Genomic DNA, 23993 nt, shown 5'->3' with positions numbered 1-23993 from the left:
GTGCAGTTTAAAGATAAAATTACGCTGGCGTTTAGTGGTGCTTCAGGCGCGCCTTACGGTTTAAGATTGCTTGAAGTATTACTCGCGCAGCAATTTCAAGTGTATGTACTTATATCAAGTGCTGCGCGCGTGGTGCTTGATACAGAGTCAAACATTAAACTCTCAGCTAATGAAGATAAAGCAACCGAGCAGTTAAGTGCTTTATTTAATGCCAAGCCAGAGCAGTTAAAAGTATTTGGTAAAGATAACTGGTTTAGTCCTGTAGCTTCAGGCTCTGCGGCCCCTAAAAAAATGGTAGTATGCCCGTGCAGTGCAGGGTCTGTGTCTGCTATTGCGCTCGGAGCATCAGATAACCTACTCGAGCGTGCAGCCGATGTGGTTATTAAAGAGCGAGGGCAGTTAATTTTAGTGCCACGCGAAACTCCCTTTAGCGAAATTCACCTTGAGAATATGTTAAAGCTTGCGCGTTTAGGGGTCACTATTATGCCCGCTGCGCCTGGTTTTTATCATAAGCCACAACGTATTGAAGACTTAGTTGATTTTATGGTGGCGCGAATTTTAGATCATTTAAACATTGAACATAACCTAACTAAACGTTGGGGTTATGGTGAGGGTAAATAATGAATAAGCAAAATGTTGCTTTAAATATAGAAGGCCTGACCAAGGTTTATAAAAACGGTGTAGAGGCCGTGAAAGGTGTTGATTTGCAAGTTTTTGAAGGCGACTTTTTTGCCTTACTTGGCCCAAATGGTGCCGGTAAGTCGACCACTATTGGTGTTATATCGTCCTTGGTAAATAAAACGCAAGGTAAGGTGGAAGTGTTTGGACACAACATCGATACCGACCTTGAAGCTGCTAAAGCGCATTTAGGCCTTGTGCCACAAGAGTTTAACTTTAGTCAGTTTGAAACGCTTGGCCAAATATTGGTAAATCAAGCAGGCTACTACGGTGTTACCCGCGCAGAAGCGCATAAGCGTGCCGATAAATATTTAACTCAGCTTGGCTTATTAGAAAAAAAAGACAAGCAAGCACGTACGCTTTCTGGGGGCATGAAACGCCGTTTAATGATTGCCCGTGCATTAATGCATGAGCCAAAGCTACTAATATTAGATGAACCCACTGCAGGGGTTGATATAGAGCTGCGCCGCTCAATGTGGGATTTTTTACGCCAAATTAATGAGCAAGGCGTAACGATTATTTTAACCACGCATTACCTTGAAGAAGCCGAGCTGTTATGTAAAAACATCGCCATTATTGATACTGGCCGTATTGTTGAAAACACCACTATAAAAGCGTTACTAGCTAAGCTTGATAAAGAAACCTTTGTGCTCGATTTAAAACAGCCAGCACAGCCAGTTACCCTTGAGGGGTACTCGTTTAGCATGCCTGATGAGCACACCATAGAAGTTGAAGTAGCTAAATCTCAAGGGTTAAATGCAGTTTTCAGCGCGCTAACCGAGCAAGGTAACACTGTTTTGAGTATGCGTAATAAAGCAAACAGATTAGAAGAGTTATTTGTAGGATTACTAGAGCAAGGGCGGGGCGAATAAATGTTTAAATATGGCGTAGCCTTAAAGAGTTTATGGATTAAAGAGTGTATTCGTTTTTTACGTATTTGGGTGCAAACCTTAGTACCGCCGGCGATTACGATGAGTTTATACTTTGTTATTTTTGGTAATTTAATTGGCTCACGTATTGGTGAAATGGGTGGTTTTAGCTACATGGAATTTATTGTTCCGGGGCTAATAATGATGTCGGTTATTACCAACTCATATTCTAATGTTGCTTCTAGTTTTTATTCAACCAAGTTTCAAAAAAGCATTGAAGAGCTATTGGTTGCGCCTGTGCCTAATTACATAATTGTACTTGGTTATATGGGCGGCGGTATGACCCGCGGCATGATGGTGGGCTTTATTGTTACCTGTGTATCGCTGTTGTTTGTGGATATTCAAATACACAATATATTTGTAATTATGGCAACGGTAATTTTAACCTCAGCGGTGTTTGCACTCGGTGGTTTAATTAACGCTATTTACGCCAATAGTTTTGACGATATTAGTATTATCCCAACCTTTATTTTAACGCCACTAACATACTTAGGCGGCGTATTTTATTCAATTACGCTACTGCCAGAGTTTTGGCAAAATGTATCGCAAATAAACCCAATTATTTATATGGTTAATGCGTTTCGTTATGGCTTTTTAGGCGTGTCGGATGTTGATTTAAGTGTCGCGCTTGGCGTTATATTAGTATTTATTACGGTGCTATTTACTTTAGCGCTAACGTTAATTAAAAAAGGTGTGGGGCTTAGACATTAATGAGCGATGCAAATTCACGCAGTATTGTATCTAATCAGGCGGGTATACACGAAAAGCTTGATGAAATCGTTAACAAGCATTTAAACGCAGAGTTTAAAAAGCCTATTGCTGAACACACTCAACAAGCGTTCGATGAAGTCAATGAGCAGGTTCAAGCTTTTAATGGACCGCTTATTATAGACTCATGTTGTGGAGTAGGGGAGAGCTCGGCTAATTTAGCTAAGCGCCACCCAGATGCATTAATTATTGGTATTGATAAATCGTCACATCGCTTAGATAAGCACGATGTTGAATATAAACAAACAGACAGCGGCCAGTACATTTTGGTCCAAGCTGACTTAAATGACTTTTGGCGTTTAGCTGTGGCTGCTAATTGGCAGCCTACTCATCATTATTTGCTTTATCCTAACCCATGGCCTAAATCTAAGCATATCCAGCGTAGGTGGCACGGCGCGGCTATTTTTCCGTTTATTGTTAAGCTAGGCGGTCGCTTAGAGGTGCGCAGTAACTGGGATATTTATGTAAAAGAGTTTGCCAGAGCGCTTGAGCTATCGGGACACCCTTGTGAGGTGACGCTGTATGAATCAAACGAAGCAATTACTCCGTTTGAGCGTAAATACTGGGCCAGCGGCCAACAAAGCCATCGTTTAGTGATAGACCTTTAAACGGCCACTTCCTCTTGGCTTGATGAGTTAACATGTGGCGCTGGGTAAGCAAAGTAATTGCCTTGCATCAGCGCCACATCTACATTTTTAAGCGCATTTTCAATACTTACATTTTCTACCGACTCTGCCATGAGCGTTAAACTAAGTTGCTTTGCAGCATGAACTGTATGCTCAATAAATAAGGCTATATTTTCATCACTTACTGCTTGTTTTACTAATGCGCCGTCGAGTTTTATACCGTTTACTTCAAGCTTTAGCGCATTCGAAATATTTGAATAACCACTACCAAAACCAGTAATAATGACATTCACCCCTTTGGTTTTTACCATAGAAATAAACGTTTTAACTTCTAAAAAATTAGTAATAGCATGTGACTCTAAAAGGCCAAGCGTGATGTTTTCTGGGTGCGGGTAGCGCTTAAGCTCGCTAGCAATGTATTCACTCAAACTAGGGTCGAGTATATCTTTATCGCTGATATTTAAGCTCCAGCATATATCTGTTTTTCTAAACCGCTCTATACATTGGCTAAATAGCGTGCGCGTTAGTAGTCCGCTCATTCTTGAGCGGCTCACTACATTTAAAAATGAGTCGGGTTTTAAAATTTCGCCATTTTTAGTCACCATTCTGGCTAAGCATTCGTAATGTACAACTTCATTATTGGTGGTGTTAAACATAGCTTGAAAATAAGGCACTATGCGGTTGTTATCAAATGCTTCTTGAACCTCTTTGGCAAGGCTTACATTGTATTGATACTGGTTTTTTACATCGCTCATTACTTTTGAGTAGCTAACAACTTTACCGCGGCCATGTTTAGCCTGAAGCGTTGCAATGTGCGCGTTTTCAATCAGTAGTGATTTATTACCACTGGCGATACCTGCGCAGTAAGTTATATAAATAAATGGGTTTGTTAATACCGGGCTGTTTGCGTTATACGACTCAACTAAATCGCTCAGTTCGCTGCTTTTAAAGCTTTTAGGGGTAAGCACGGCAATTTTATTGGTAGCAAGGCGATATACCTTACAGCTTTGCGGGCTGCGACTTTGATAATGACTGAGCAAGTTTTTCATTACGTTGTCGCCAACTTGAGTGCCATAAAAGCTATTAATATCTTCAATTTCGTTCACCCAAATAATGGCAAGCTGCATGTGGTGTGAATTACTCTTTTTGATAAAGTACTCAAGCGCAATATGATTGGCAAAGCCCGTACTGGCATCTGTTGCTAGGGTACGCTTTAACAAATATATATAAATAGCTGCAACCAGTACCGCAATAAAAAAGAAAAAACACGCCGTTATTATGGCTTTAGTGACGCTGTATTGAAGCTTTTTATTTAAATCATCTAAGGTTATGTCGGCACCCGTAATGTAGGTAGTACCATATTTATCTACAAAGGGAATAAAAACAGTTTTAAAATCACCCCATTGGTCGCTAGATTGCTCAAAAACAGGCTCGGTAGAATAAAACGCGCCCCTGTTAATGTCGGTGGCCTCTGGGTATAAATCAAGAAATTGCGTAACCCGCGCGTTTTCTTGATCGTCTTTGGTGTAGCTGGATGAGGTAAAGTAAACTTTGTTATCGCGCATGATCATCGAATACACGTAAGCTATATCAAGCGCTTGTGCAAGCTCTGAAAGTTGTTTGCTTTTAGTTTGGTAAACCGAAAAACCAATATCGTAACCTTGGCTAATTCTATCGTGGTAACTTTGCCCTAAAATATGTTTTACGCTGGTGGCGGCATTTAGAAGGCGCTCATCGACAGCGTGCATTATTTCGCTACGCGCTGAGCTATAGGTGTAATAAACATAGACTAATAAACTGACCAAAAACAATGTAAAGCCAGCTATAAACCACTTCCCTTTTAATTTCCCTGTGAGCATACTTGTCCCTTATTGTTACACACATTAAGTATACGCATAAATGCAATTTGCCCAAAACTAAAATGTGACTTTTTAATAAAATCCTATTATTGAAATTTTTTTACAATATTTGTCATCCGTTTAGTCGCTTTTATGGCTTAAAGGGAGACATTTTACTTATATTGCAGTAAAGTTAGCGCAATTTTTAAAAGAAGCACGCTGCTTATAATAGCGCCATAGTTTGGCATTTTTAACTGTTAAACGCGTGTTTTAGCTACACACACACTAGGTATAAAGATGGATCAAAAGCGTTGTGCCGTCGCCTCTAAAGAAAGCCTTAAGCGTATATTTACTGTACCTGAAGCGCCAGACTCAACTTTAAGCAAAATTGAGCTTGAAATTTCGAGTAATTTAGCAGGGTTTTTAAACGAAAATATAGCGGCAATTGAAAAACCATTACACGAAATTGAAAAAGATTTTCAGGCTGCGGTGATCCCAGAAAACCCAACGTTTGTATCTGCTTACGCCCAAGATATTATGGAGCAGCTAGTTGCCCATTCTGTACACACGGCTGCGCCTAGCTTTATTGGGCATATGACATCGGCTCTTCCGCATTTTTTACTACCGCTTTCAAAGTTGATGGTGGGGCTTAATCAAAACCTAGTAAAAATAGAAACCTCAAAAGCATTTACGCCCCTAGAGCGCCAAGTACTAGGTATGATGCATCATTTAGCTTACTCGCAAGATGAGTCGTTTTATTCTAAATGGATGCACAGTGCTAAAACATCACTCGGTGCTTTTTGTTCCGGTGGTACAGTTGCAAACATAACGGCATTGTGGATTGCGCGTAACCGCTTATTAAAACCCGACGGCAGCTTTAAAGGCATTGCCGCTCAAGGGCTCGTAGCCGGTATGCTGCATTATGGCTACAAAGGGCTGGCCGTTTTAGTGTCGGAGCGAGGGCATTACTCTTTAGGTAAATCAATTGACTTACTAGGCATCGGCCGTGAAAATTTAATTGGTGTAAAAACCTGCGAAAATAACAAGGTTGATGTGAATGCCATGCGCGAAAAAGCCTTAGAGCTTGAATCGCAAGGCATAAAAGTTATGGCAATTGTAGGGGTTGCTGGTACAACCGAGACCGGTAATATCGACCCTCTTGATGATATGGCCGATTTAGCTCAGCAAATAAACTGCCATTTTCACGTTGATGCAGCGTGGGGTGGGGCAACGCTTTTATCACAAACGCATCGCCCATTATTAAAAGGAATTGAGCGCGCAGATTCAATTACTATTGATGCACACAAACAAATGTATGTGCCAATGGGCGCAGGCTTGGTGTTATTTAAAGACCCAACTGCTACGGATGCAATAGAGCACCATGCAGAGTACATATTACGTAAAGGTTCAAAAGATTTAGGAAGCCATACACTTGAAGGCAGCCGCCCAGGTATGGCTATGTTAGTACATGCTTGCTTACGCGTTATTGGCCGCAAAGGCTATGAAATGCTTATTGATCGTAGTATCAAAAAAGCACATTACTTTGCTGATTTAATTAAAGCTGATGAAGACTTTGAGCTGATTTCAGAGCCTGAGCTGTGTTTGCTTACATACCGCTATGTGCCTAGACAAATTAAACAAGCCATAGCCCAAGCAGATGCCGCAACACGGTTAGAAATTTTCGCGTCGCTCAATCGCTTTACTGCCAGTATGCAAAAACGCCAACGTGAATCAGGGCGCTCGTTTGTATCGCGTACTCGCTTAACACCCTCAAAGTACGATAATCAGCCAACAGTGGTATTTAGAGTGGTATTGGCTAATCCGCTAACATCGGGTGTTATATTAAAAGAGATTTTAGCTGAGCAAAAAGAGCTTGCTAAAACAGACCCTGTATTTAAAAAGTACTTAAGTAAGTATATGCAGTAACGCCTAGGTATAAGCTAAAACAAAGGCGCCAATGGGCGCCTTTGTTATTTTTGCTGTGAGTTTTTAATACAGTCTTCTTTTTAAGCGTTAAAGCAGTTTGCCCTAATAATGTCAGTTATAATTTTTTGCGATGGGTTTATTTTCTCCATTGCTAAAAATTCATCAGGTTGGTGGGCTTGATTAATTGAGCCTGGCCCCATGACTATTGTTTCACAGCCAAGTTGCTGAATAAACGGAGCCTCTGTGCAATAATTTACTGCAACGGCTTTTTCTCCTGCGATTTTTTCTGCCATTTTAACGAGTGCGCTATCAGTGCTGCCACTAAAAGCTGGAATGGGCTCGTGTAAATCAATTACGCTCACTGCGCTTGGGTATTGCGCGTTTATATCACTGGTGGCATCAATAAGTAAGGCTTGTAAGTCTTTAATGCTTAACCCTGGGAGCGGGCGCATGTCTATGTGCATTTCGCAGCAGCCACAAATTCGATTTGCGTTGTCGCCACCATGAATATTACCTAAATTTAAGGTAGGGTAAGGTATTTCAAAATGTTCAACTGAATATTTATTCTTTAACTGCTCTTTTAAGATCAGCAACTTTGTAATCACTTTATGCATGACTTCGATGGCGTTAAGACCACGTTCGGGATCGGAACTATGACCTGAACGGCCAAGCACTCTTATAGCCGTGCTCATATGTCCTTTGTGAGTAAATACAGGAGTCATATCAGTAGGTTCACCAATAATACAACGCGCAGGTTTTAAATTAGGGTGCTTACAAATTTGCTGCGCTCCCGCCATGGTGGTTTCTTCATCGGCAGTGGCGAGTATTAAAATAGGTTGTGTTTGCTGTTTTATATCAAGCTCACTAATAGCTTGTAATACAAAAGCAAAAAAGCCTTTCATATCAATACTACCTAACCCATATAAGTTATTATTATGTTCAGTGAGTTTAAATGGGTCGTGGTTCCAGCGGCTATCGTCAAACGGTACGGTGTCTGTATGGCCAGCAAGCATTAAGCCGCCATCGCCTTGCCCCCGCTTAGCAAGTAGGTTGTATCGGCCTTTCCCACCTTCTAACTCTATAATTTCGCAAGTAAAACCTAAACTTTCGCACCAACGTGCTAGCAACTCTATTACCCCTTTATTACTCATACAAAGCTCATCTTCTATTGCACTAATAGAGGGGACTGCAATGAGTTGTTGGTACATAGAGATAAATGACGGCAAAGACATAAAAAAATCCAAAATAATTATTCAATTTAATTGCATAACAATATAAAAGTATTTATGATGAATATCAATTCACTTTTTAAGCATAAATATATTAAGTATAGCCATGAAGATAATGCGACGATAATCAACAATTCATTGAGAAAAGTATTAGCTAGCATCTAAGCTAGTGTAAGCGAACACCACACCTATTTAGTAGTAAATTTATAAACGAGTAAAAAATGAATGTAGCGATTATTGGCGCAAGCGGTTATAGCGGCGCAGAATTAGCAAGCTTAGTTGCTAAGCACCCTAATTTAACGTTATCGGGCTGTTATGTCTCTGAGGGAAGTTTAGATAAACATAAATTATTAAGTGATTTATACCCAGAACATAGAAACCTTCTTGATATTCCTCTACTACCACTAAGCGAATCAGCGTTTGATGACATAAATTCGAGTGCCGATTACATCTGCTTATGTACTGATCACAAAGTAAGTGTTGATTTAGCCCCGCAGTTTTTAGCTATGGGTAAAAAAGTATTCGACCTATCAGGTGGTTACCGCCTTGCTAGCAACGACGACTATGTTACTTACTATGGTTTTGAGCACCAACATCCTGAGTTGTTAAACGAAGCAGCCTACGGGTTAGCAGAGTGGAATAGCAGTGCAATTGCCAATGCAAATCTTGTGGCAGTAGCCGGCTGTTACCCAACCGCTGCGCTTAATGCGTTAAAGCCGTTGCAACAGGCAGGCTTGTTGAGTGATGAAAAAGTGATTATTAATGCTGTTTCAGGTGTTACTGGCGCAGGGCGTAAAGCCAGCGTAGGTACTCACTTTTGTGAAGTATCGCTTGCCCCGTATGGTTTATTTAACCATCGTCATGGGCCTGAAATTGAACAACACCTTGGCCACAAGGTGTTATTTACACCGCACTTAGGTAACTTTCCGCGTGGAATTTTAGAAACTATTTATGTACAGCTTAAGCCAGGCGTTACCAAGGAAAACGTATCTGATGCTTATCAAGTACTTAATAACGAGCCGTTGATTCGTTTGTTAGCTGATAAAGTGCCATCTATTAAAAGCGTGGTAAAACAACCCTATGTTGATATTGGTTGGCAGCAGCAAGGCTCTCAACTGATTGTTATGGCAGCGATAGATAATCTATTAAAAGGCGCTGCGGGCCAAGCCTTGCAATGTATTAACTTATCAATGAATTTAGATCACACCACTGGCTTAAAAGGAGCCTTTTAATGAGCACTAAAACGTGGGTAATTAAATTAGGTGGTGCTGTACTTAATACTGAAAACGCGGCAAAAGCTTTGTTTAATGTATTAAACGCTGATCAAAATAATCAGTTTGTTATTGTTCATGGTGGTGGCTCGTTAGTTGACACTTGGCTAAAACAAGCAGGCTTTGCTAGTGCAAAGCACCAAGGACTGCGTATTAGCCCAAGTGAGCAAATGCCTTACATAGTGGGGGCGCTGGCTGGCTGTGCAAATAAGCAGCTGGTAAGCCAAGCTATTAATGCAGGCCATAAACCTGTTGGCCTTTGTTTGTATGAAGCCGGAGTTATGGCGTCTCAAAAGCTAAAAGCGCTTGGGCAAGTAGGTAAGTGCGAAAGTAATGATGATTCAATTGTTAACGATTTACTTAAGCTTGGTAGGTTACCTATCGTGAGCTCTATTGGGTTTGATGAGCAAGGTAACTGGTATAACGTTAATGCTGATGAAGCTGCCGCAGCGATTGCTAGCAACTTAAATGCAGAACTTATTTTTATGACAGATGTAGAAGCAGTACTTGATGCAAACAAGCAGCCGTTACATCAACTTGACACAAAACACATTGATACTTTAATTGATGAAGGGGTAATTTTGGGCGGAATGGAGGTCAAAGTTAAGACCAGCCTGCACGCTGCCCAACATTTACGACGCGGTGTGTATATTTCCAGCTGGCAAAAGCCAGACAATTTAACTGCTTTGCTACAGGGCGAGCATGTCGGAACAAAAATTACACCATAGGGTTATCATGTTAGAGAATTTTTTAACGGGTCTAGAATTAGACCAGCAAGGCGCACTAAATTTACTAAAACTAGCGCGTGATTTAAAAGCAAAGCCAGAAAAGTACAGCCAAGTATTAGCGGGTAAGTCAATTGTTACCTTATTTGAAAAGCAAAGTTTACGTACGCGTTTATCGTTTGATATTGGAATTAACCGTTTAGGCGGCCACGCTGTGTATTTAGATCAGCAAAACGGCGCTATGGGTGCACGTGAATCTGTAAAAGACTTTGCACTTAATATTTCTACGTGGGCTGATGGTATTGTAGCGCGCGTAAACCAGCACAGCACGTTAACCACCTTAGGTGAATACTCTAGTGTACCTGTAGTGAATAGCTTGTGTGATTTATATCACCCGTGCCAGGCATTGGCTGACTTTTTAACGCTACAAGAAGTACACGGCGATGTAAGCGAGCTAAAAGTGGCTTACTTAGGTGAAGGTAACAACGTTACTCATTCACTTATGTTATTAGCGGCAACGCTAGGTACAGATTTTGTTGCTGTTACACCAAAAGGCAGCTCGCCTGATTCGCAAATTCTTAAAAAGGCTGAGCAAATTGCTGCAATGAACGGCGCATCAGTAATGGTAAGCGACCGTGTAGAAGCCGCTGTAGGCGCTAATGTTGTATATGCAGATACGTGGGTGTCTATGGGCGATGATACACCTCTTGAGCAAGTTAAAGAAAAATACATGCCATATCAGCTAAACCAAGCACTGCTAGAACAAACAGGTGCGACTACGGTATTACATTGCCAGCCGGCACACCGTGAGTTTGAAATTACCTCTGAGGTAATGGATGGCCCAGCATCAAAAATTATTCAACAAGCAGAAAATCGCATGCATGCGCAAAATGCTCTGCTAGTTACATTACTAAATCCAAATTTTGTTAAGGAACACCTATGAGTTCAATTAAAAAAGTCGTTTTAGCCTATTCAGGTGGTCTTGATACTTCAGCTATCGTGCCATGGTTAAAAGAAAACTACGGTTGTGAAGTAATTGCCTTTGTTGCCGATGTAGGCCAAGGCGCTGAAGAACTTGAAGGCGTTGAAGAAAAAGCCATCGCATCAGGCGCATCTGAGTGTTACGTAGTTGACTTAAAAGATGAAATGGTAGGTGAGTACATTTACCCAACGCTTAAAACGGGTTCTATTTACGAAGGTACTTATTTATTAGGTACGTCTATGGCGCGTCCTATTATTGCTAAAGCGCAAGTTGAAATTGCACGTAAAGTAGGTGCCGATGCACTTTCGCATGGTTGTACTGGTAAAGGTAATGACCAAGTACGTTTTGAATCATGTTTTGCAGCGCTTGCACCCGATTTAAAAGTAATTGCACCATGGCGTGAGTGGGACTTATCGAGTCGTGAATCATTATTAGATTACTTGGCTGAGCGTGATATTCCGTGTTCTGCTTCAGCAACAAAAATATACAGCCGTGATGCTAACGCATGGCATATTTCGCACGAAGGCGGCGAGCTTGAAGACCCATGGTGTGAGCCTAGTGATCAAGTTTGGACCTGGACTAATTCACCAGAGCAAGCACCCGATAAAGCTGAGCATGTAACGCTTACGGTTATTGAGGGTGAAGTGGTTGCCGTAAATGGCGAGCAGCTTAAGCCTTACGACTGTTTAGTTAAATTAAACGACATTGCTGCGCCACATGGTGTTGGTCGTGTAGATATTGTAGAAAACCGTTTAGTAGGCATGAAATCGCGCGGCTGTTACGAAACACCTGGTGGCACCGTTATTATGGCGGCACTGCAAGCCATTGACGAGCTAGTACTTGATAAATCTAGCCGTAAGTGGAAAGAAGTACTGGGCGGTGAATTTTCGCATTTAGTCTATGACGGGCGCTGGTTTACACCTCTAAAAGACTCTATTTTAGCCGGTGCAGAAGCACTTTCTACACTTGCTACAGGTGAAGTTGTACTTAAGCTTTACAAAGGCCAAGTGACAGCCGTTCAGAAAAAATCACCTAATAGCTTATACAGCGAAGACTTTGCTACATTTGGTGAAGACGACGTATATGACCAGTCACATGCTGAAGGCTTTATTCGTTTATTCTCGCTTTCGAGCAGAATTTCAGCAATGGCTAAAAAGTAAATTATTTATAGCCCCTTGTATAAGGGGCATTACAGGGTTTGGAGAGATTTCATGGCATTATGGGGCGGACGTTTTTCTACGGGTCCAGATGAGGCGTTTAAACAATTTAACGACTCACTTCCGTTCGATTATCAGTTAGCAGAGCAAGATATTATTGGCTCTGTGGCATGGGCAGGTGCGCTTGAGCAAGTAAATGTACTTACAAGCGATGAGCACACCAAGTTGGTTGCAGCACTAAATGAACTGCTTGAAGAAGTAAAAGCAGATCCACTAGCAGTGGCAACCTCAGGTGCAGAAGACATTCACTCGCACGTAGAAGCTGCACTAATCGAAAAAGTAGGTGATTTAGCTAAAAAGCTACACACAGGCCGAAGCCGTAATGACCAAGTAGCCACTGACTTTAGATTATGGTGCCGTGATACTGCCGATCATTTGCTTGGTGCTATTGCTGCACTAAAAGCTGAGTTTGTGGCGTTAGCTGAGCGCGAGCTGGGAACTATATTGCCAGGCTACACTCACTTACAACGTGCTCAACCTGTGTTATTTAGTCATTGGTGTATGGCCTACGTTGAAATGCTAGAGCGAGATGAAAGCCGCCTTCAAGATGCCAAAGCGCGCTTTAATTTTTGTCCTCTTGGCAGTGGTGCACTCGCAGGTACTGCCTACCCAATTGATCGCCAAGCTTTGGCGCAAGGCCTAGGCTTTACTGGCGCAACTAAAAACAGCCTTGATGGCGTATCTGACCGTGATTTTGTAGTAGAGCTTTTAAGCTGTGCTTCTATTTCTATGATTCATTTATCGCGTATGGCTGAAGATTTAATATTTTATAACTCTGGTGAAGCCGGATTTATAGAGCTTGCTGATAATGTTACCTCTGGCTCATCGTTAATGCCGCAGAAAAAGAACCCTGATGCACTAGAGCTTATTCGTGGTAAAACGGGCCGTGTATTTGGTGCGTTTAGTGCCATGATGATGACCTTAAAAGCACTCCCTCTTGCGTACAATAAAGATATGCAAGAAGACAAAGAAGGTCTTTTTGACGCTATGCCAACTTGGCTTGCCTGTATTCACATGGCGCAAGCGTGTATCAAAGGCGTAAAAGTAAACGGCGATAAAACGCTTGCAGCGGCAAAAGGCGGCCATGCTAATGCAACAGAGCTTGCAGACTACTTAGTAGCTAAAGGTGTGCCATTTAGAGAAGGCCACCACATTGTGGGTGTACTTGTGCAGCTTGCTATAAGCGAAGGTAAAACTCTTGAAGAGCTTTCGCTTGAGCAGTACAAATCGGTTAATGACGTGTTTGAAGATGACGTTTACCCAGTACTTGAAATAGATGCCTGTATTAAAGCTCGTCAAGCGCTTGGCGGTACATCTATTGAACAAGTGACCAAAGCGGTTAAAGAAGCCAAAAAAAAACAGCAAATAACGGTTCGTGATGCAAATTTAGATGATGTTGAAGATATTGCTAGGCTGATACAGCACTGGGCCACTGTAGGTGAAAACTTGCCGCGTGCTAAAAGCGACATGGTGCATTCAATTAACGAATTTGCAGTAACAGAAATAGACGGCAAAGTGTCGGGATGTGCATCGTTATACATTTACGACACGGGGCTTGCTGAAATACGCTCTTTAGGCATAGATCCACAAAGCGCGGTAACTGGGCAGGGTAGGCAGCTTGTAGAGCACTTATTAGCAAAAGCCAAAAAATTGGCGCTTAATCGCGTTATTGTATTAACCCGTGTGCCAGACTTTTTTGAACAGCAACGTTTTACTTTTTGTAGTAAAGAATCGTTACCAGAGAAGGTAATGAAAGATTGCGAACTTTGCCTTCGTAAAGAAAACTGTGACGAAGTAGCAATGGAATATATTTTAAAGCCAAGTACACGTGCGGAGATCCCGTGTAAATACGTGGCTTAAATTCCCTGGATATAAAAAACGTACGGTTACCCCTGTACGTTTTTTTATGTGTATAATAAACTGGTCAGATGAGCTTGGGGTGGTGTGCGAGTTTTTACTTTAGTTATGAGGGTTAACTTAAGGCTTGGTATGAATATAATACCTTGCTAGCATATATTATGGGTATGTCAAAAAATCTTGGCACGCTGGTTGCTTTGTATAAGTCAGATAGCAAAATAGCTATCACTGCTTAAAACAGGTAATGCAATTACCTACATGATGGTGTGATTAAAAGTTGCGCCAAATAATATAAAAATTATACAAGGAACAATCACATGCAAGTTTCAGCTAATAGCCAATTACAAATGCAAGCATACAATAAAACACAACAATTACAGCCTGCAACGGAACAAACTGCTAGCCCTAAAACACTACAATCTGATACAGTAAGCTTCTCTAAAGAGGCGATGAGCGCTGCAAGTACTGATATACAGCGTGTAGGTGGTGTTGTAGTACCTATCAGACCAAAGTAATATTTTTAAGGTTGTAAATGATTTTAACTGAGTTTTTTGGGTTGTTCTCACTGTCTGCCTTTTCGATGTGGGCTTTTTTGATGGCATTCTTTTTCAATGTTTTTGTATACTCATTAGATGTAAAAAGAGGTACAACCCTTTTGCTCAGTTCATTTATTATGATGATATCTTATACGTTATCTGATTACTTCTATACATGGTTATCCATGAGAGAGTCTGTATATATTGAATGGGCTTTATACGATATAGTTACTGTAGCTGCACTTATATGTATTTATAAAATAATAAATAAAACAACCCCTTCTTTTTTATATTTAATTGTCGGATTATCTATAAATTCAACTCTTTTCTTTTGTATGTACCTCGATATATACATCTTTAAGAATCAAGAAGCATGGTTTCTTTGGGATCTTTATACATATACTGTAAATTTTATAGATTTAGTTATGATAGTTGTATTAATTGTAGATAGGGACTTCTTAGGTCTTCACAAAGTCAAAAACAAGCTCTTTAGTTTGTTTAAATCTCAAAAACCGCAACCTACAGCTTAGTTTAAGTGTACTTATCTGAAGCCCTAATGGATTATGTAGCGGCTTTCTCCCAATGGGGCTTTTTAATGGCCTTCCTATTTTGTTTGGTTTCCAGCATAAACAAAGAAAATAAATCTCCTGTGTATTTATCTGCACTTATGCTCTGCTCATATATTTTTGGCAGCTATATAAGATTGTTAGATAACCTATATCTTAATTGGGCGTTCTACGATTTTATTACAATTGTAGCGCTACTCACTTTGCAGTACTTCAATGTTTTTAAACGTACCAAAGCTTTCCTGTTCCTCGTTCTGGCTTTAACTGCTAATGCCGTACTTACGTTGCTTTTGTATTATGACTTATATGTTCTATATAACTTTGAGCCATGGTGGTATTGGAGTGTTTATTCTATCGGGGTAAACGTAATTGATGTTTTAATGATGTTTTCACTAGTGGTTAACCAGCTAAAGAGTAATCGGCTTATTGAAAAGTTATAATGTGGCTGAACTTTAATACCTTGAGGTTTGCTGCATTTGTGGGGCTATTGAGTTTTAGTTGCCAGGTGAGGGCTATGGTACTGACGAAGGTCAGATGAATTATGTTAATATTACTTATTTTTTGCCTAACTACATAGTGTTTCAAACAACATGGCTATTATTGATGTAATCTCTAACTTCGATTTCGCTTATATATTAAGCGCTATTGTGCAGTGGGGGTTTCTCATGGCCTTTTTATACTCATTAGTATCTTCAATAAATAACCCCTTTAAAGGCTTTGTTGTACTTTCGAGTATTATGGCGATAGGTTATTTGCCTTGGATATTCACAAACTTTCAAACAGTTACTTATTTAGACTTTGCCCTTTTAGATATCGCTATTTTAGTTTCTGTGTATGTAACTCAGCGTTATTTTATTAAAGAGAAAACGACAGCTTATGCCTACTTAATCATCGGCCTTAGTGTTAACACCTTTTTAGCCCTATGCATGTATCTAGATACCAATATTCTATATAATTATACCTACTGGTGGTTTTGGCATTTCTATTCATCGGCTGTTATGTTTTCTGATTTGTGTATGATTGCCGTACTAATTATCAATAGAGACTTTTTAGGCCTTGTTAAGTTAAAAAAGTTGGTTTTTTAATAGATCTTTGTAATTAATTAGAATTGTTAAAAAGTTTAGTGTTAAGTCAGGTTGTTTAGTAAATGGTTTTTTTAATGAATTTCGAGATCTTTATTCTCCGAGCTTGCTTTTAAGATGGGGTTTATTTCTTTTATCTCAGATATAAGCTTTGCACATACTTTAAGTATTATTATGCAATGGGGATTTCTCATGGCATTTCTATACTCTTTAGTTTCATCTATTAACTCACGCTTTAAAGCATTAGTTATTCTTTCGCTTATAATGGCTGTTTCATATTTTCCAGGAATGTTCTTCAACTTTCAAACAGTTACTTATTTTGATATTGCTTTATTAGATGCTATAACCCTAGTTGTATTGGCACTTGTGCAGAACTTATATATTAAAGAAAAAACAATTGCCTTTAACTACCTTATGTTTGGGCTGAGTATAAATATGTGTTTAGCTCTGGGTATGTACTTAGACCGTCATATTTTACAGAATTACACCCACTGGTGGTTTTATGATTTTTATGTAACGGTAGTATTGGTATTAGATTTAAGTATGATTTTAGTGTTGTTTATTAATAAAGACTTTTTAAAAATCATTTATTTTAAAAACCTTATTTACTCTTTTTTTGCTAAGAAACCGCAATAGTGAATAATGTTCTAATCCCGCCTGAAGTGTCAGTTTATATCGGTGTGTTAGTGCAGTGGGGGTTTTTAATGGCCTTTTTATATTCACTAACAACTAGCATTAACAATTCACAAAAACAGGCGGTATGGCTATCTTTAGTTATGGTAGTTTCTTATTGCTTAAGCTCATTTATAGATATTTACAACTTTAGTTACATAGAACTATTCTGTTATGACGTAGCCACTTTATTTTTTATTTTTTTTCTGCGGTATTACTTACCTGAAAAGCACATGTCTACTTACTTATTATTTGGCTTGAGCATCAATTCGTTATTATTTTTAGCTATGCACATAGATGTGTTTGTACGTGGTAATTACGAACCGTGGTGGTTTTGGTCTGTTTATACAGTTGTTATTAATATGATGGATATCATCATGGTTGGTATTTTTTTCGTTAAAAAGGATTTTTTAATGTTAGTGCATGCTACTGATAAGTTGGTGAACGGTGTTATGAGGTTGAAGCAAAGTGGCTGATGTTCTTTGGGGACTGGTCGATTTAGGGTACAACGTAGGTATTTTGTTTACGTGGTTTTTTCTTATTGCCTTTTTGTATAACTTATCGGCAAGTATTAATAAGCCAGATAAGAATAGGGCGCAACTTTCATTTATTATGATGGTATCCTACATAGCTAGTTTGTTTATGGATCCAATTATAGAAACACCGCACTTAAATTATTTTTATTATGATGCTGTAACTATCTTGGTTTTACTTCTGTGGCGTAATTTCACCAAACAAACTATACCTACGCCCTTTTATTATTTAATTGTAGGGCTGAGCTTTAATGCCTGTTTATTTTTAGGTATGCATTACGACATTGTTATACAAGGTACACTTTACTATTGGTGGTTTTGGGCGGTATATATTTTTGGGATGTATTTTAGCGATTTCACAATGGCAATTGTACTAATTATAAACAGAGATATTTTAGGTTTACTTCGGCTTAGGAGATATTTGAGATTATTTATAGAAAGGCTGAGGGAGTGAGTTAATTTAATTATTGTTTTATGGTATTTGCTACGCCTCAAAAGTGTAGATAGCGGTACAATTTTTACTTTTCAGGCGTTAAGGTTTCATGATTGATTTAGTGTTAAATACCAATATAACCTTCTATATAGGTGCATTTGTACAGTGGGGCTTTTTAATGGCTTTTTTGTACTCGCTGGTCAGCTCAATAAATAACGCTGATAAGAGCAAAGTTTGGTTAACATCAATCATGGCTCTTTCATATTCATCTAGCTTATTTATTGATATGGACTCCATAACCTACTTTGACTTTTTCTTATTTGATGCTGCAACACTAGCCTCAATTGCTTTATGCGGTTTTTTTATAAAAACTTGCACCTTGTACATTTATTTACTTGTTGGGTTAAGTATTAATACTTCTTTATTTTTTGCGATGTACATAGACAACTATATTCTGCATCACTATGAGTACTGGTGGTTTTGGGATATTTACTTTGTAGGTGTTAATTTTAGCGATTTACTAATGATTACAGTAAGCCTTTTAAATAAAGATATTTTAGGTTTAGTAAAGCTAAGTAATTATTTAACTACAAAGTTGAAGCGTTTCCGATATGCATAACCTGTTATGGGCGATGGCTGATCTTTATGATTACATAACCATTTTAATTACATGGCTGTTTGTTTTTGCATTTTTATATTGCTTATCTACAAGCATAAATAAGTCAGATAAAAGTTTAGCCCAAATATCATTTATTATGATGGCTTCATATACATCAAGTATGGTTATGGACCCGCAAACAGCCACTCCTCACTTAAAACTGTTCTTATTTGATGCAGTTACCATAATCGCTTTGATGATATGGATGATTTTTTTATCGAAAGCTAAACCGAACGCTTTTTATTATTTAATCGTGGGGCTTAGTTTTAATGCGTTTGTATTTTACGGTATGCATTACGATAGTATCGTTGTTGGGAATATAGAGTGTTGGTGGTTTTGGGGGCTTTATGGTATTGGGCAGCTTACAAGTGACTTAGTAATGGCATTGGTTTTATTTATAAATAAAGATATTTTAGGGTTAATAAAAGTCAAAAAATATCTCGTTAAAAAAATGGGTGTTTATTAATGCTCCAACATGTATTTATGGCATTGAGCACAGTAAATGACTACCTAAGTATTTTTATTACATGGACTTTTGTAGTTCCATTTCTTTATAATTTTGCTTGTACAATAAACTGCCGCAATAAGCATATTATGTACATTTCTTTGGTGATGATGCTCTCTTATACGCTCAGCCTATTTATGTTCAAAGCATCATTTATCCTTACAGGCTCAATATATTTAGATTTAGTAATTGCAGATTTACTTACCATTTTCACGCTTGCTTGCCTCTCCTATAATTATAAACATGCTAACGCCACAGCCTATTATTATCTTCTTTGTGGTTTAACGTTTAATGCAACATTACACATGGCTATGCATTACGATTATGTGGTGTTGGTTAGTTATGACTATTGGTGGTTATGGGGGGTCTATGGGGTTGGCCAGTTTTCGAGTGACTTAATAATGGCAATAGTATTAATTATAAACAAAGATATTTTAGGCTTGGTAAAGCTTAAACGCGCTTTATTTAACCGCAATGAATTACAAGCTATGGTTAAAAAGTAGTTAGGTATATTAGCGCACCTAAAGTGCGCTAATTGTGTTTTTTTAGCTTGCGTCGCAGCCTAACTTTTGTTTTAAAGCATCCACTACAAGTGGGCTTACAAATTCGCTCACATCGCCATTATGGCGGGCAACTTCTTTTACCAAGGTTGATGATATAAACGAGTTGCGCTCAGAAGGTGTTAAAAACACGCTTTCTAAATCTGGATTTAGGCGGCGGTTCATATTTGCGAGCTGAAATTCGTAATCAAAATCAGATACCGCTCTAATACCGCGAATAAGCACATCAGCTTTATGATCAAAAGCTAAATCGGCTAGTAAGCCTGAAAAGCCAATCACTTTTACATTACTCAAATGCCCTAAAATAGTGTTGGCTAAATCAACTCGCTCATCGAGACTAAAGCACGGCTTTTTTGAAGGGTTATGAGCAATAGCAACAATAACCGTGCTAAACATTTTAGCTGCGCGCTGAATTAGGTCTGTGTGGCCGTTGGTTAACGGGTCGAATGTACCAGGATAGATTGCCGTAACGTTCATAGATTTCACTAACTATTATTTTTTAAGTAGTCTATCAGTGTTTGTTCTACAAATCAGCCTAGGAGATCAGGTTGAGCTTTTATGTTTGATATTTAATCAGTAAAAGTGCTTTAAATGCGTTACCATTTTTTAAAGTGTAATTACGCTGCTTAGGCTTTGCTTTAGTTAACAGCACCACATTAATGCAAATGCCTGCGTGCAGCATAATCTGACCCTCGCTTTTAAAATAGTAAATTATGATGGTATTTAAACCAGCCTGATTTGTTTATACTGCAAGGCTGATATTTAGTGTAATGTAGTTTATAAGTTAATTTGAGTCGTCGCATATGAATACTAAGGATAAAATAATACACACCAGTATTTCGTTATTTAATGAACATGGTGAGCGTGCAATATCAACCAATCATATTGCATCACATTTAGGGATGAGCCCGGGTAATCTTTACTATCATTTTAAAAATAAAGAAGACATTATCCGACATATTTTTGCGCTTTACAGCGAGCATTTACATACTCATTTTAAACCTATTGAAGTAAACGATGATGCGTTTGATCATTTAACTGCTTATTTAGATTCGTTATTTGAGCTAATGTGGCGCTATCATTTTTTTTACGACAACTTAGGCGATATCCTCTCAAGGGATGAAAGTTTAAAGCAAGCCTACATTGGTTTTCAGTCAACTTTATTAGAGCAGGTTCGCCAAGTTATTTTAGGCCTACGCGATAACGAAATGATTGCCATAGAAGAGCAAGATGCGCTAGAACTTGCCCATACTCTTAAACTAACCGTTAGTTTTTGGACTCCGTATATTAAAGCGCGTAGGCTCAGTGGTAATTTAGCCGAGCAAGATATTTATCATGGCATTTTAAAAGTATTAGCATTATTTAGGGCTTACAGCACCGAAAAAAGCATACTTAAAATGAATCAGTTACGTGAAAAATACACCCAACTAGCAGAGCAAGCGCCAGCGCTTGCCTAACTGCTGTTAGTTGGTTAGTTCCTAGACGCAAAAATTTTTGCTATAATCGCGCGCCCAATGCCTGGGAGCGCGAATTCCCGCAGTCTAAGAGTGAACTATGCTTAAATTTATCGTCAAACTACATCCTGAAATTGCCATTAAAAGCCGTTCGGTACGTAAACGCTTTACTAAAGTGTTAGAAAATAACATTAAAATTGTATTGCGCCGTGTTGACGAAAAAGTACAAGTAAGAAACAACTGGGATAATATTTCTGTTGTAACTAAGCTTGATGATGCACAAACACGCCTAGACTTTATCGATAGCTTGCAGCGCATTCCTGGTATTGTGCAATTTATTGAAGTGACCGAAACTGACTTCACAACGCTTGACGATATCTATAAAAAAACCATAGACCTAGTAGGGCACACCATTGTTGGTAAAACGTTTTGTGTACGCGCAAAGCGTATTGGTCAACACGACTTTACTTCTACGGATTTAGAGCGTTACGTGGGTGGTGGTTTAAACCAGCACGTTGAAGGCGCTCGCGTTAAGTTAAGCCGCCCAGAAGTAACTATTCGCTTAGAAGTAAAAGACGATAAAGCCTACATAGTTACGCAAACTCACCTAGGTATGGCAGGCTTTCCACTGCCAACACAAGAAGACGTTCTTTCGTTAATGTCAGGCGGCTTTGACTCTGGTGTAGCAAGTTATCAGATGATCCGTAAGGGCGCTCGCACGCACTTTTTATTCTTTAATTTAGGTGGCGCAGCACACGAAATTGGTGTTAAGCAAGCCAGCTACTATTTATGGAAAAAATTTAGCTCTACCCATAAAGTTAAATTTATCACGGTTGATTTTGAACCGGTTGTTGCCGAAATTTTAGAGAACGTTGAAAACAGTCAAATGGGTGTTGTGCTAAAACGCATGATGATGCGTGCTGGCAGCCAAGTAGCCGAAAAATTAAATATTCAAGCCTTGGTAACTGGTGAGAGTATAGGTCAGGTTTCTAGCCAAACCTTAGCTAATTTAAGTGTAATTGACCGCGTAACAGAAACCCTGATTTTGCGCCCACTTATTCAGCACGACAAACAAGAAATTATAAATATTGCACGTAAAATTGGCACCGCAGAAATGGCCGAAACCATGCCTGAGTACTGTGGCGTAATATCTAAAAAGCCAACGGTTAAAGCTAAACTTGACGTTATTAAAGCCGAAGAAGAAAAGTTCGACTTTGATGTGCTTAATACAGTTGTTGAAAACGCTCGCATTATGGATGTGCGTGATATAGACGTAGAAGCTAAGCAAGAACTTAAAGAAGCTGAGTCGGTAGTTGATTTACCAGCGGGTGCAGTGGTTGTTGATATTCGCTCACCAGAGGAAGAAGATGCAGCGCCGCTTGAGATTGACGGTATAGATGTAGTGCATTTACCGTTTTTCCGCTTAGCGACTAAATTTGGTGATCTGCCAAAAGATAAGGATTACTACCTGTATTGTGAAAGAGGGGTTATGAGCCAGTTACAGGCGCTTATTCTTCATGAAGCAGGCTTTACGGGTGTAAAAGTTTACCGCCCGTAAAGGTTAACCGTAATTTAGAGCGTGGTTTATACCACGCTTTTTTTTGCCTTAATTTTAGCAAGTAGGGCATCGTTTAGCGGGGTGCTGATATTTAATCGCTTTCCTTGTTGGCTAATATAGCCACAAATGGCGTCTATTTCGGTTTGTCGGTTATGCGCTACGTCTTGATGCATTGAAGAGTAGTTTTCAGCGGTTAGCATCATTACGTTGTAAGCGTTGTTAAGCGCATCGGCCAGCTTAATATCAAGCTTTAAAGCATGGGCTATTTGGCATGCCTCAGTTAACAAATTAAAGATAATGCTATTAAAATAAGGGGCACGTAACTGACCATTTTTAATATCATACAGTGCGCTTAATGGGTTAATGGCAATATTTACTAATAGTTTTTCAAAACGTAGCTGCTCAATATTAGTACTATAGCTTAGCTGCGGCACGTTTTGCAATTGCTCACACATTGCTTGGCGATAACTGTGCGCGCAAGGGTTGCAGGCACCTAATACGCTTTTACCTTCACCGGTGTGCTGTACTATAAAGTCGTTTGTTTTAAAGCCAGCCATGCTGGTGGTTAAAAAGTACAACGCTTGTTGCTTATCGAGTTGCTCATTGAGCGTTTCAACATTACCCATACCGTTGTGCGATACAATAAGTACACTACTTGGCGATAAAAAGGGCTTAATTTGCGTAAAGGCAGATTGAACCTGAAAAGCCTTTACAGCAAAAATAACAATATCAAACGCGGGCTGTTCATTAATTTGCTTAAGCGTAATAAACCGCGCATTAATTTTTTGCGAAGGCTGTTTTGCTTTGCAATAAAAGCGTGTATTTGCAGTGGCTTTGCGTGTTAACACATGAACAGTGTGAGCTTTAGATAAAAAGTGGCTTAGCAATAAACCAATAGCGCCGTCGCCAATAATAAGAATATTAGCCATAAGGGTTCTTTTTTCGAGGAGTAAAAATGGTTCTTAGTAAAAAGTACGTGGCCGCACCGGCAAAATCAGCAACAAAATCACCTAACGAGGCCTGCCTGTAGGGAAGCGCATCTTGCATTATTTCTATTGCTGCACCGTAGCCCGCAAGCAAGAGTACTTGCGTGTACAGCGGTAACTTAAAGGCTTTATCCATAATGATGGCAAGTATAAAAAAAATCCCAAAGTGGGCAACTTTATCAACATGTGGAAATAAGTTCGTAACGCCGCCTTTTATTTCTTTGGCAAATAAGAGGGTAAACACCACAATACTAATCAAAAAAACTGCTTGGTAAACACGCCTTGTCACGATAAATCCTAAAACCGCTTAAAAAAGAGGCTGCAGTATATCAAACTAAATTAGTATCGCACCTGAACAACTGGCAGAAAAATGTAAAGATTTATAATTTTAGCGTTATAATCGG

Annotated in this window: 26 protein-coding genes and 1 pseudogene; 22 read left to right on the top strand and 5 right to left on the bottom strand. The window is 39.2% G+C overall.

Annotated features, from left to right (window positions below; all coding sequences use genetic code 11):
- Genes PSH50_RS04745 through PSH50_RS04730 form a run of 4 tightly spaced genes read left to right on the top strand, consistent with a single transcriptional unit; the run spans nt 1 to nt 2983 of the window.
- Nucleotides 1-621: a flavin prenyltransferase UbiX gene (locus PSH50_RS04745; protein ID WP_004588542.1), complete on the top strand. Its 621-nt coding sequence runs from the start codon at nt 1-3 to the stop codon at nt 619-621.
- Nucleotides 621-1550 carry an ABC transporter ATP-binding protein gene (locus PSH50_RS04740; RefSeq protein WP_004588541.1) on the top strand — a complete coding sequence of 310 codons (930 nt, stop codon included), beginning with the start codon at nt 621-623 and terminating at the stop codon, nt 1548-1550. Before PSH50_RS04745 ends, PSH50_RS04740 begins: the two co-directional genes overlap by 1 nt.
- Nucleotides 1551-2318, top strand: coding sequence for an ABC transporter permease (locus tag PSH50_RS04735; protein ID WP_004588540.1), 768 nt, complete (start codon nt 1551-1553; stop codon nt 2316-2318).
- A complete protein-coding gene (locus PSH50_RS04730) occupies nt 2318-2983 on the top strand; it encodes a tRNA (guanosine(46)-N(7))-methyltransferase TrmB (RefSeq protein ID WP_055252926.1) in 666 nt (221 codons plus the stop codon). Before PSH50_RS04735 ends, PSH50_RS04730 begins: the two co-directional genes overlap by 1 nt.
- Here the strand turns inward: PSH50_RS04730 and PSH50_RS04725 are convergent.
- Nucleotides 2983-4860, bottom strand: a pseudogene (locus PSH50_RS04725) (EAL domain-containing protein); the annotation flags it as partial. The gene PSH50_RS04730 and the pseudogene PSH50_RS04725 overlap by 1 nt on opposite strands.
- 276 nt (nt 4861-5136) lie before the next feature.
- On the opposite strand from PSH50_RS04725, the gene panP reads away from it, so the two are divergent.
- Nucleotides 5137-6765 (top strand): pyridoxal-dependent aspartate 1-decarboxylase PanP, encoded by a 1629-nt coding sequence (gene panP, locus PSH50_RS04720; RefSeq protein ID WP_273586252.1) that lies wholly within the window; start codon nt 5137-5139, stop codon nt 6763-6765.
- An 80-nt stretch (nt 6766-6845) separates the two neighbouring features.
- Here panP and argE read toward each other — a convergent pair whose 3' ends face one another.
- Nucleotides 6846-7997: an acetylornithine deacetylase gene (gene argE / locus PSH50_RS04715; protein WP_273586251.1), complete on the bottom strand. Its 1152-nt coding sequence runs from the start codon at nt 7995-7997 to the stop codon at nt 6846-6848.
- 218 nt (nt 7998-8215) lie between these two features.
- Between argE and argC the strand changes: the two genes are divergently transcribed.
- The 15 genes from argC to PSH50_RS04640 all read left to right on the top strand — a co-directional run bounded on the left by argC (nt 8216) and on the right by PSH50_RS04640 (nt 19534).
- Entirely contained in the window at nt 8216-9226 is a 1011-nt protein-coding gene (gene argC, locus PSH50_RS04710; RefSeq protein ID WP_138578349.1) for an N-acetyl-gamma-glutamyl-phosphate reductase, read from the top strand.
- A complete protein-coding gene (gene argB, locus PSH50_RS04705) occupies nt 9226-9993 on the top strand; it encodes an acetylglutamate kinase (RefSeq protein WP_096042142.1) in 768 nt (255 codons plus the stop codon). The genes argC and argB overlap by 1 nt, the downstream gene beginning before the upstream one ends.
- Nucleotides 9994-10000: 7 nt before the next feature.
- Complete coding sequence (locus PSH50_RS04700) at nt 10001-10933, top strand: ornithine carbamoyltransferase (protein WP_024034341.1); 933 nt, start codon at nt 10001-10003, stop codon at nt 10931-10933.
- Complete coding sequence (locus PSH50_RS04695; protein ID WP_024034340.1) at nt 10930-12132, top strand: argininosuccinate synthase; 1203 nt, start codon at nt 10930-10932, stop codon at nt 12130-12132. The genes PSH50_RS04700 and PSH50_RS04695 overlap by 4 nt, the downstream gene beginning before the upstream one ends.
- A gap of 51 nt (nt 12133-12183) precedes the next feature.
- Nucleotides 12184-14049 carry an argininosuccinate lyase gene (gene argH / locus PSH50_RS04690; protein ID WP_273586250.1) on the top strand — a complete coding sequence of 622 codons (1866 nt, stop codon included), beginning with the start codon at nt 12184-12186 and terminating at the stop codon, nt 14047-14049.
- 314 nt (nt 14050-14363) lie between these two features.
- Entirely contained in the window at nt 14364-14561 is a 198-nt protein-coding gene (locus PSH50_RS04685) for a hypothetical protein (protein ID WP_273586249.1), read from the top strand.
- Between the two features lie 17 nt (nt 14562-14578).
- On the top strand, nt 14579-15112 hold the full coding sequence (locus tag PSH50_RS04680; RefSeq protein ID WP_273586248.1) for a hypothetical protein: 534 nt from the start codon (nt 14579-14581) through the stop codon (nt 15110-15112).
- A gap of 26 nt (nt 15113-15138) precedes the next feature.
- On the top strand, nt 15139-15588 hold the full coding sequence (locus PSH50_RS04675) for a hypothetical protein (protein ID WP_273586247.1): 450 nt from the start codon (nt 15139-15141) through the stop codon (nt 15586-15588).
- A gap of 225 nt (nt 15589-15813) precedes the next feature.
- The gene (locus PSH50_RS04670; protein WP_273609329.1) at nt 15814-16233 is read left to right on the top strand and encodes a hypothetical protein; all 420 of its coding nucleotides are present in this window, start codon (nt 15814-15816) and stop codon (nt 16231-16233) included.
- A 189-nt stretch (nt 16234-16422) separates the two neighbouring features.
- A complete protein-coding gene (locus tag PSH50_RS04665; protein ID WP_273586244.1) occupies nt 16423-16866 on the top strand; it encodes a hypothetical protein in 444 nt (147 codons plus the stop codon).
- Between the two features lie 68 nt (nt 16867-16934).
- Nucleotides 16935-17378, top strand: a complete 444-nt coding sequence (locus PSH50_RS04660) for a hypothetical protein (protein ID WP_273609328.1) — start codon at nt 16935-16937, stop codon at nt 17376-17378.
- Entirely contained in the window at nt 17371-17889 is a 519-nt protein-coding gene (locus PSH50_RS04655) for a hypothetical protein (RefSeq protein ID WP_273586240.1), read from the top strand. Before PSH50_RS04660 ends, PSH50_RS04655 begins: the two co-directional genes overlap by 8 nt.
- Before the next feature lie 88 nt (nt 17890-17977).
- Complete coding sequence (locus PSH50_RS04650; RefSeq protein ID WP_273586238.1) at nt 17978-18487, top strand: hypothetical protein; 510 nt, start codon at nt 17978-17980, stop codon at nt 18485-18487.
- Nucleotides 18480-18992 carry a hypothetical protein gene (locus PSH50_RS04645; RefSeq protein ID WP_273586236.1) on the top strand — a complete coding sequence of 171 codons (513 nt, stop codon included), beginning with the start codon at nt 18480-18482 and terminating at the stop codon, nt 18990-18992. Before PSH50_RS04650 ends, PSH50_RS04645 begins: the two co-directional genes overlap by 8 nt.
- Nucleotides 18993-19009: 17 nt before the next feature.
- Nucleotides 19010-19534, top strand: coding sequence for a hypothetical protein (locus tag PSH50_RS04640; protein WP_273609327.1), 525 nt, complete (start codon nt 19010-19012; stop codon nt 19532-19534).
- 42 nt (nt 19535-19576) lie between these two features.
- Here the strand turns inward: PSH50_RS04640 and coaD are convergent, their stop codons facing one another.
- Nucleotides 19577-20068, bottom strand: coding sequence for a pantetheine-phosphate adenylyltransferase (coaD, locus tag PSH50_RS04635; protein WP_004588523.1), 492 nt, complete (start codon nt 20066-20068; stop codon nt 19577-19579).
- A gap of 326 nt (nt 20069-20394) precedes the next feature.
- On the opposite strand from coaD, the gene PSH50_RS04630 reads away from it, so the two are divergent.
- Both PSH50_RS04630 and thiI read left to right on the top strand, forming a co-directional pair.
- Nucleotides 20395-21048 (top strand): TetR/AcrR family transcriptional regulator, encoded by a 654-nt coding sequence (locus PSH50_RS04630; protein WP_273586231.1) that lies wholly within the window; start codon nt 20395-20397, stop codon nt 21046-21048.
- A 97-nt stretch (nt 21049-21145) separates the two neighbouring features.
- A complete protein-coding gene (gene thiI, locus PSH50_RS04625; RefSeq protein ID WP_004588521.1) occupies nt 21146-22603 on the top strand; it encodes a tRNA uracil 4-sulfurtransferase ThiI in 1458 nt (485 codons plus the stop codon).
- A 26-nt stretch (nt 22604-22629) separates the two neighbouring features.
- Here thiI and PSH50_RS04620 read toward each other — a convergent pair whose 3' ends face one another.
- Both PSH50_RS04620 and PSH50_RS04615 read right to left on the bottom strand, forming a co-directional pair.
- Entirely contained in the window at nt 22630-23532 is a 903-nt protein-coding gene (locus PSH50_RS04620) for a ketopantoate reductase family protein (RefSeq protein ID WP_138578340.1), read from the bottom strand.
- Nucleotides 23525-23878: a VanZ family protein gene (locus tag PSH50_RS04615; protein WP_004588519.1), complete on the bottom strand. Its 354-nt coding sequence runs from the start codon at nt 23876-23878 to the stop codon at nt 23525-23527. Before PSH50_RS04615 ends, PSH50_RS04620 begins: the two co-directional genes overlap by 8 nt.
- Nucleotides 23879-23993 lie beyond the last annotated feature (115 nt).

Source organism: Pseudoalteromonas sp. Angola-7 (assembly GCF_028599255.1).
Taxonomy (GTDB): Bacteria; Pseudomonadota; Gammaproteobacteria; order Enterobacterales; family Alteromonadaceae; genus Pseudoalteromonas; species Pseudoalteromonas atlantica.
The sequence above is the reverse complement of the archived record's forward strand: the minus strand, read 5'-3'. Positions and strand labels throughout refer to the sequence as shown.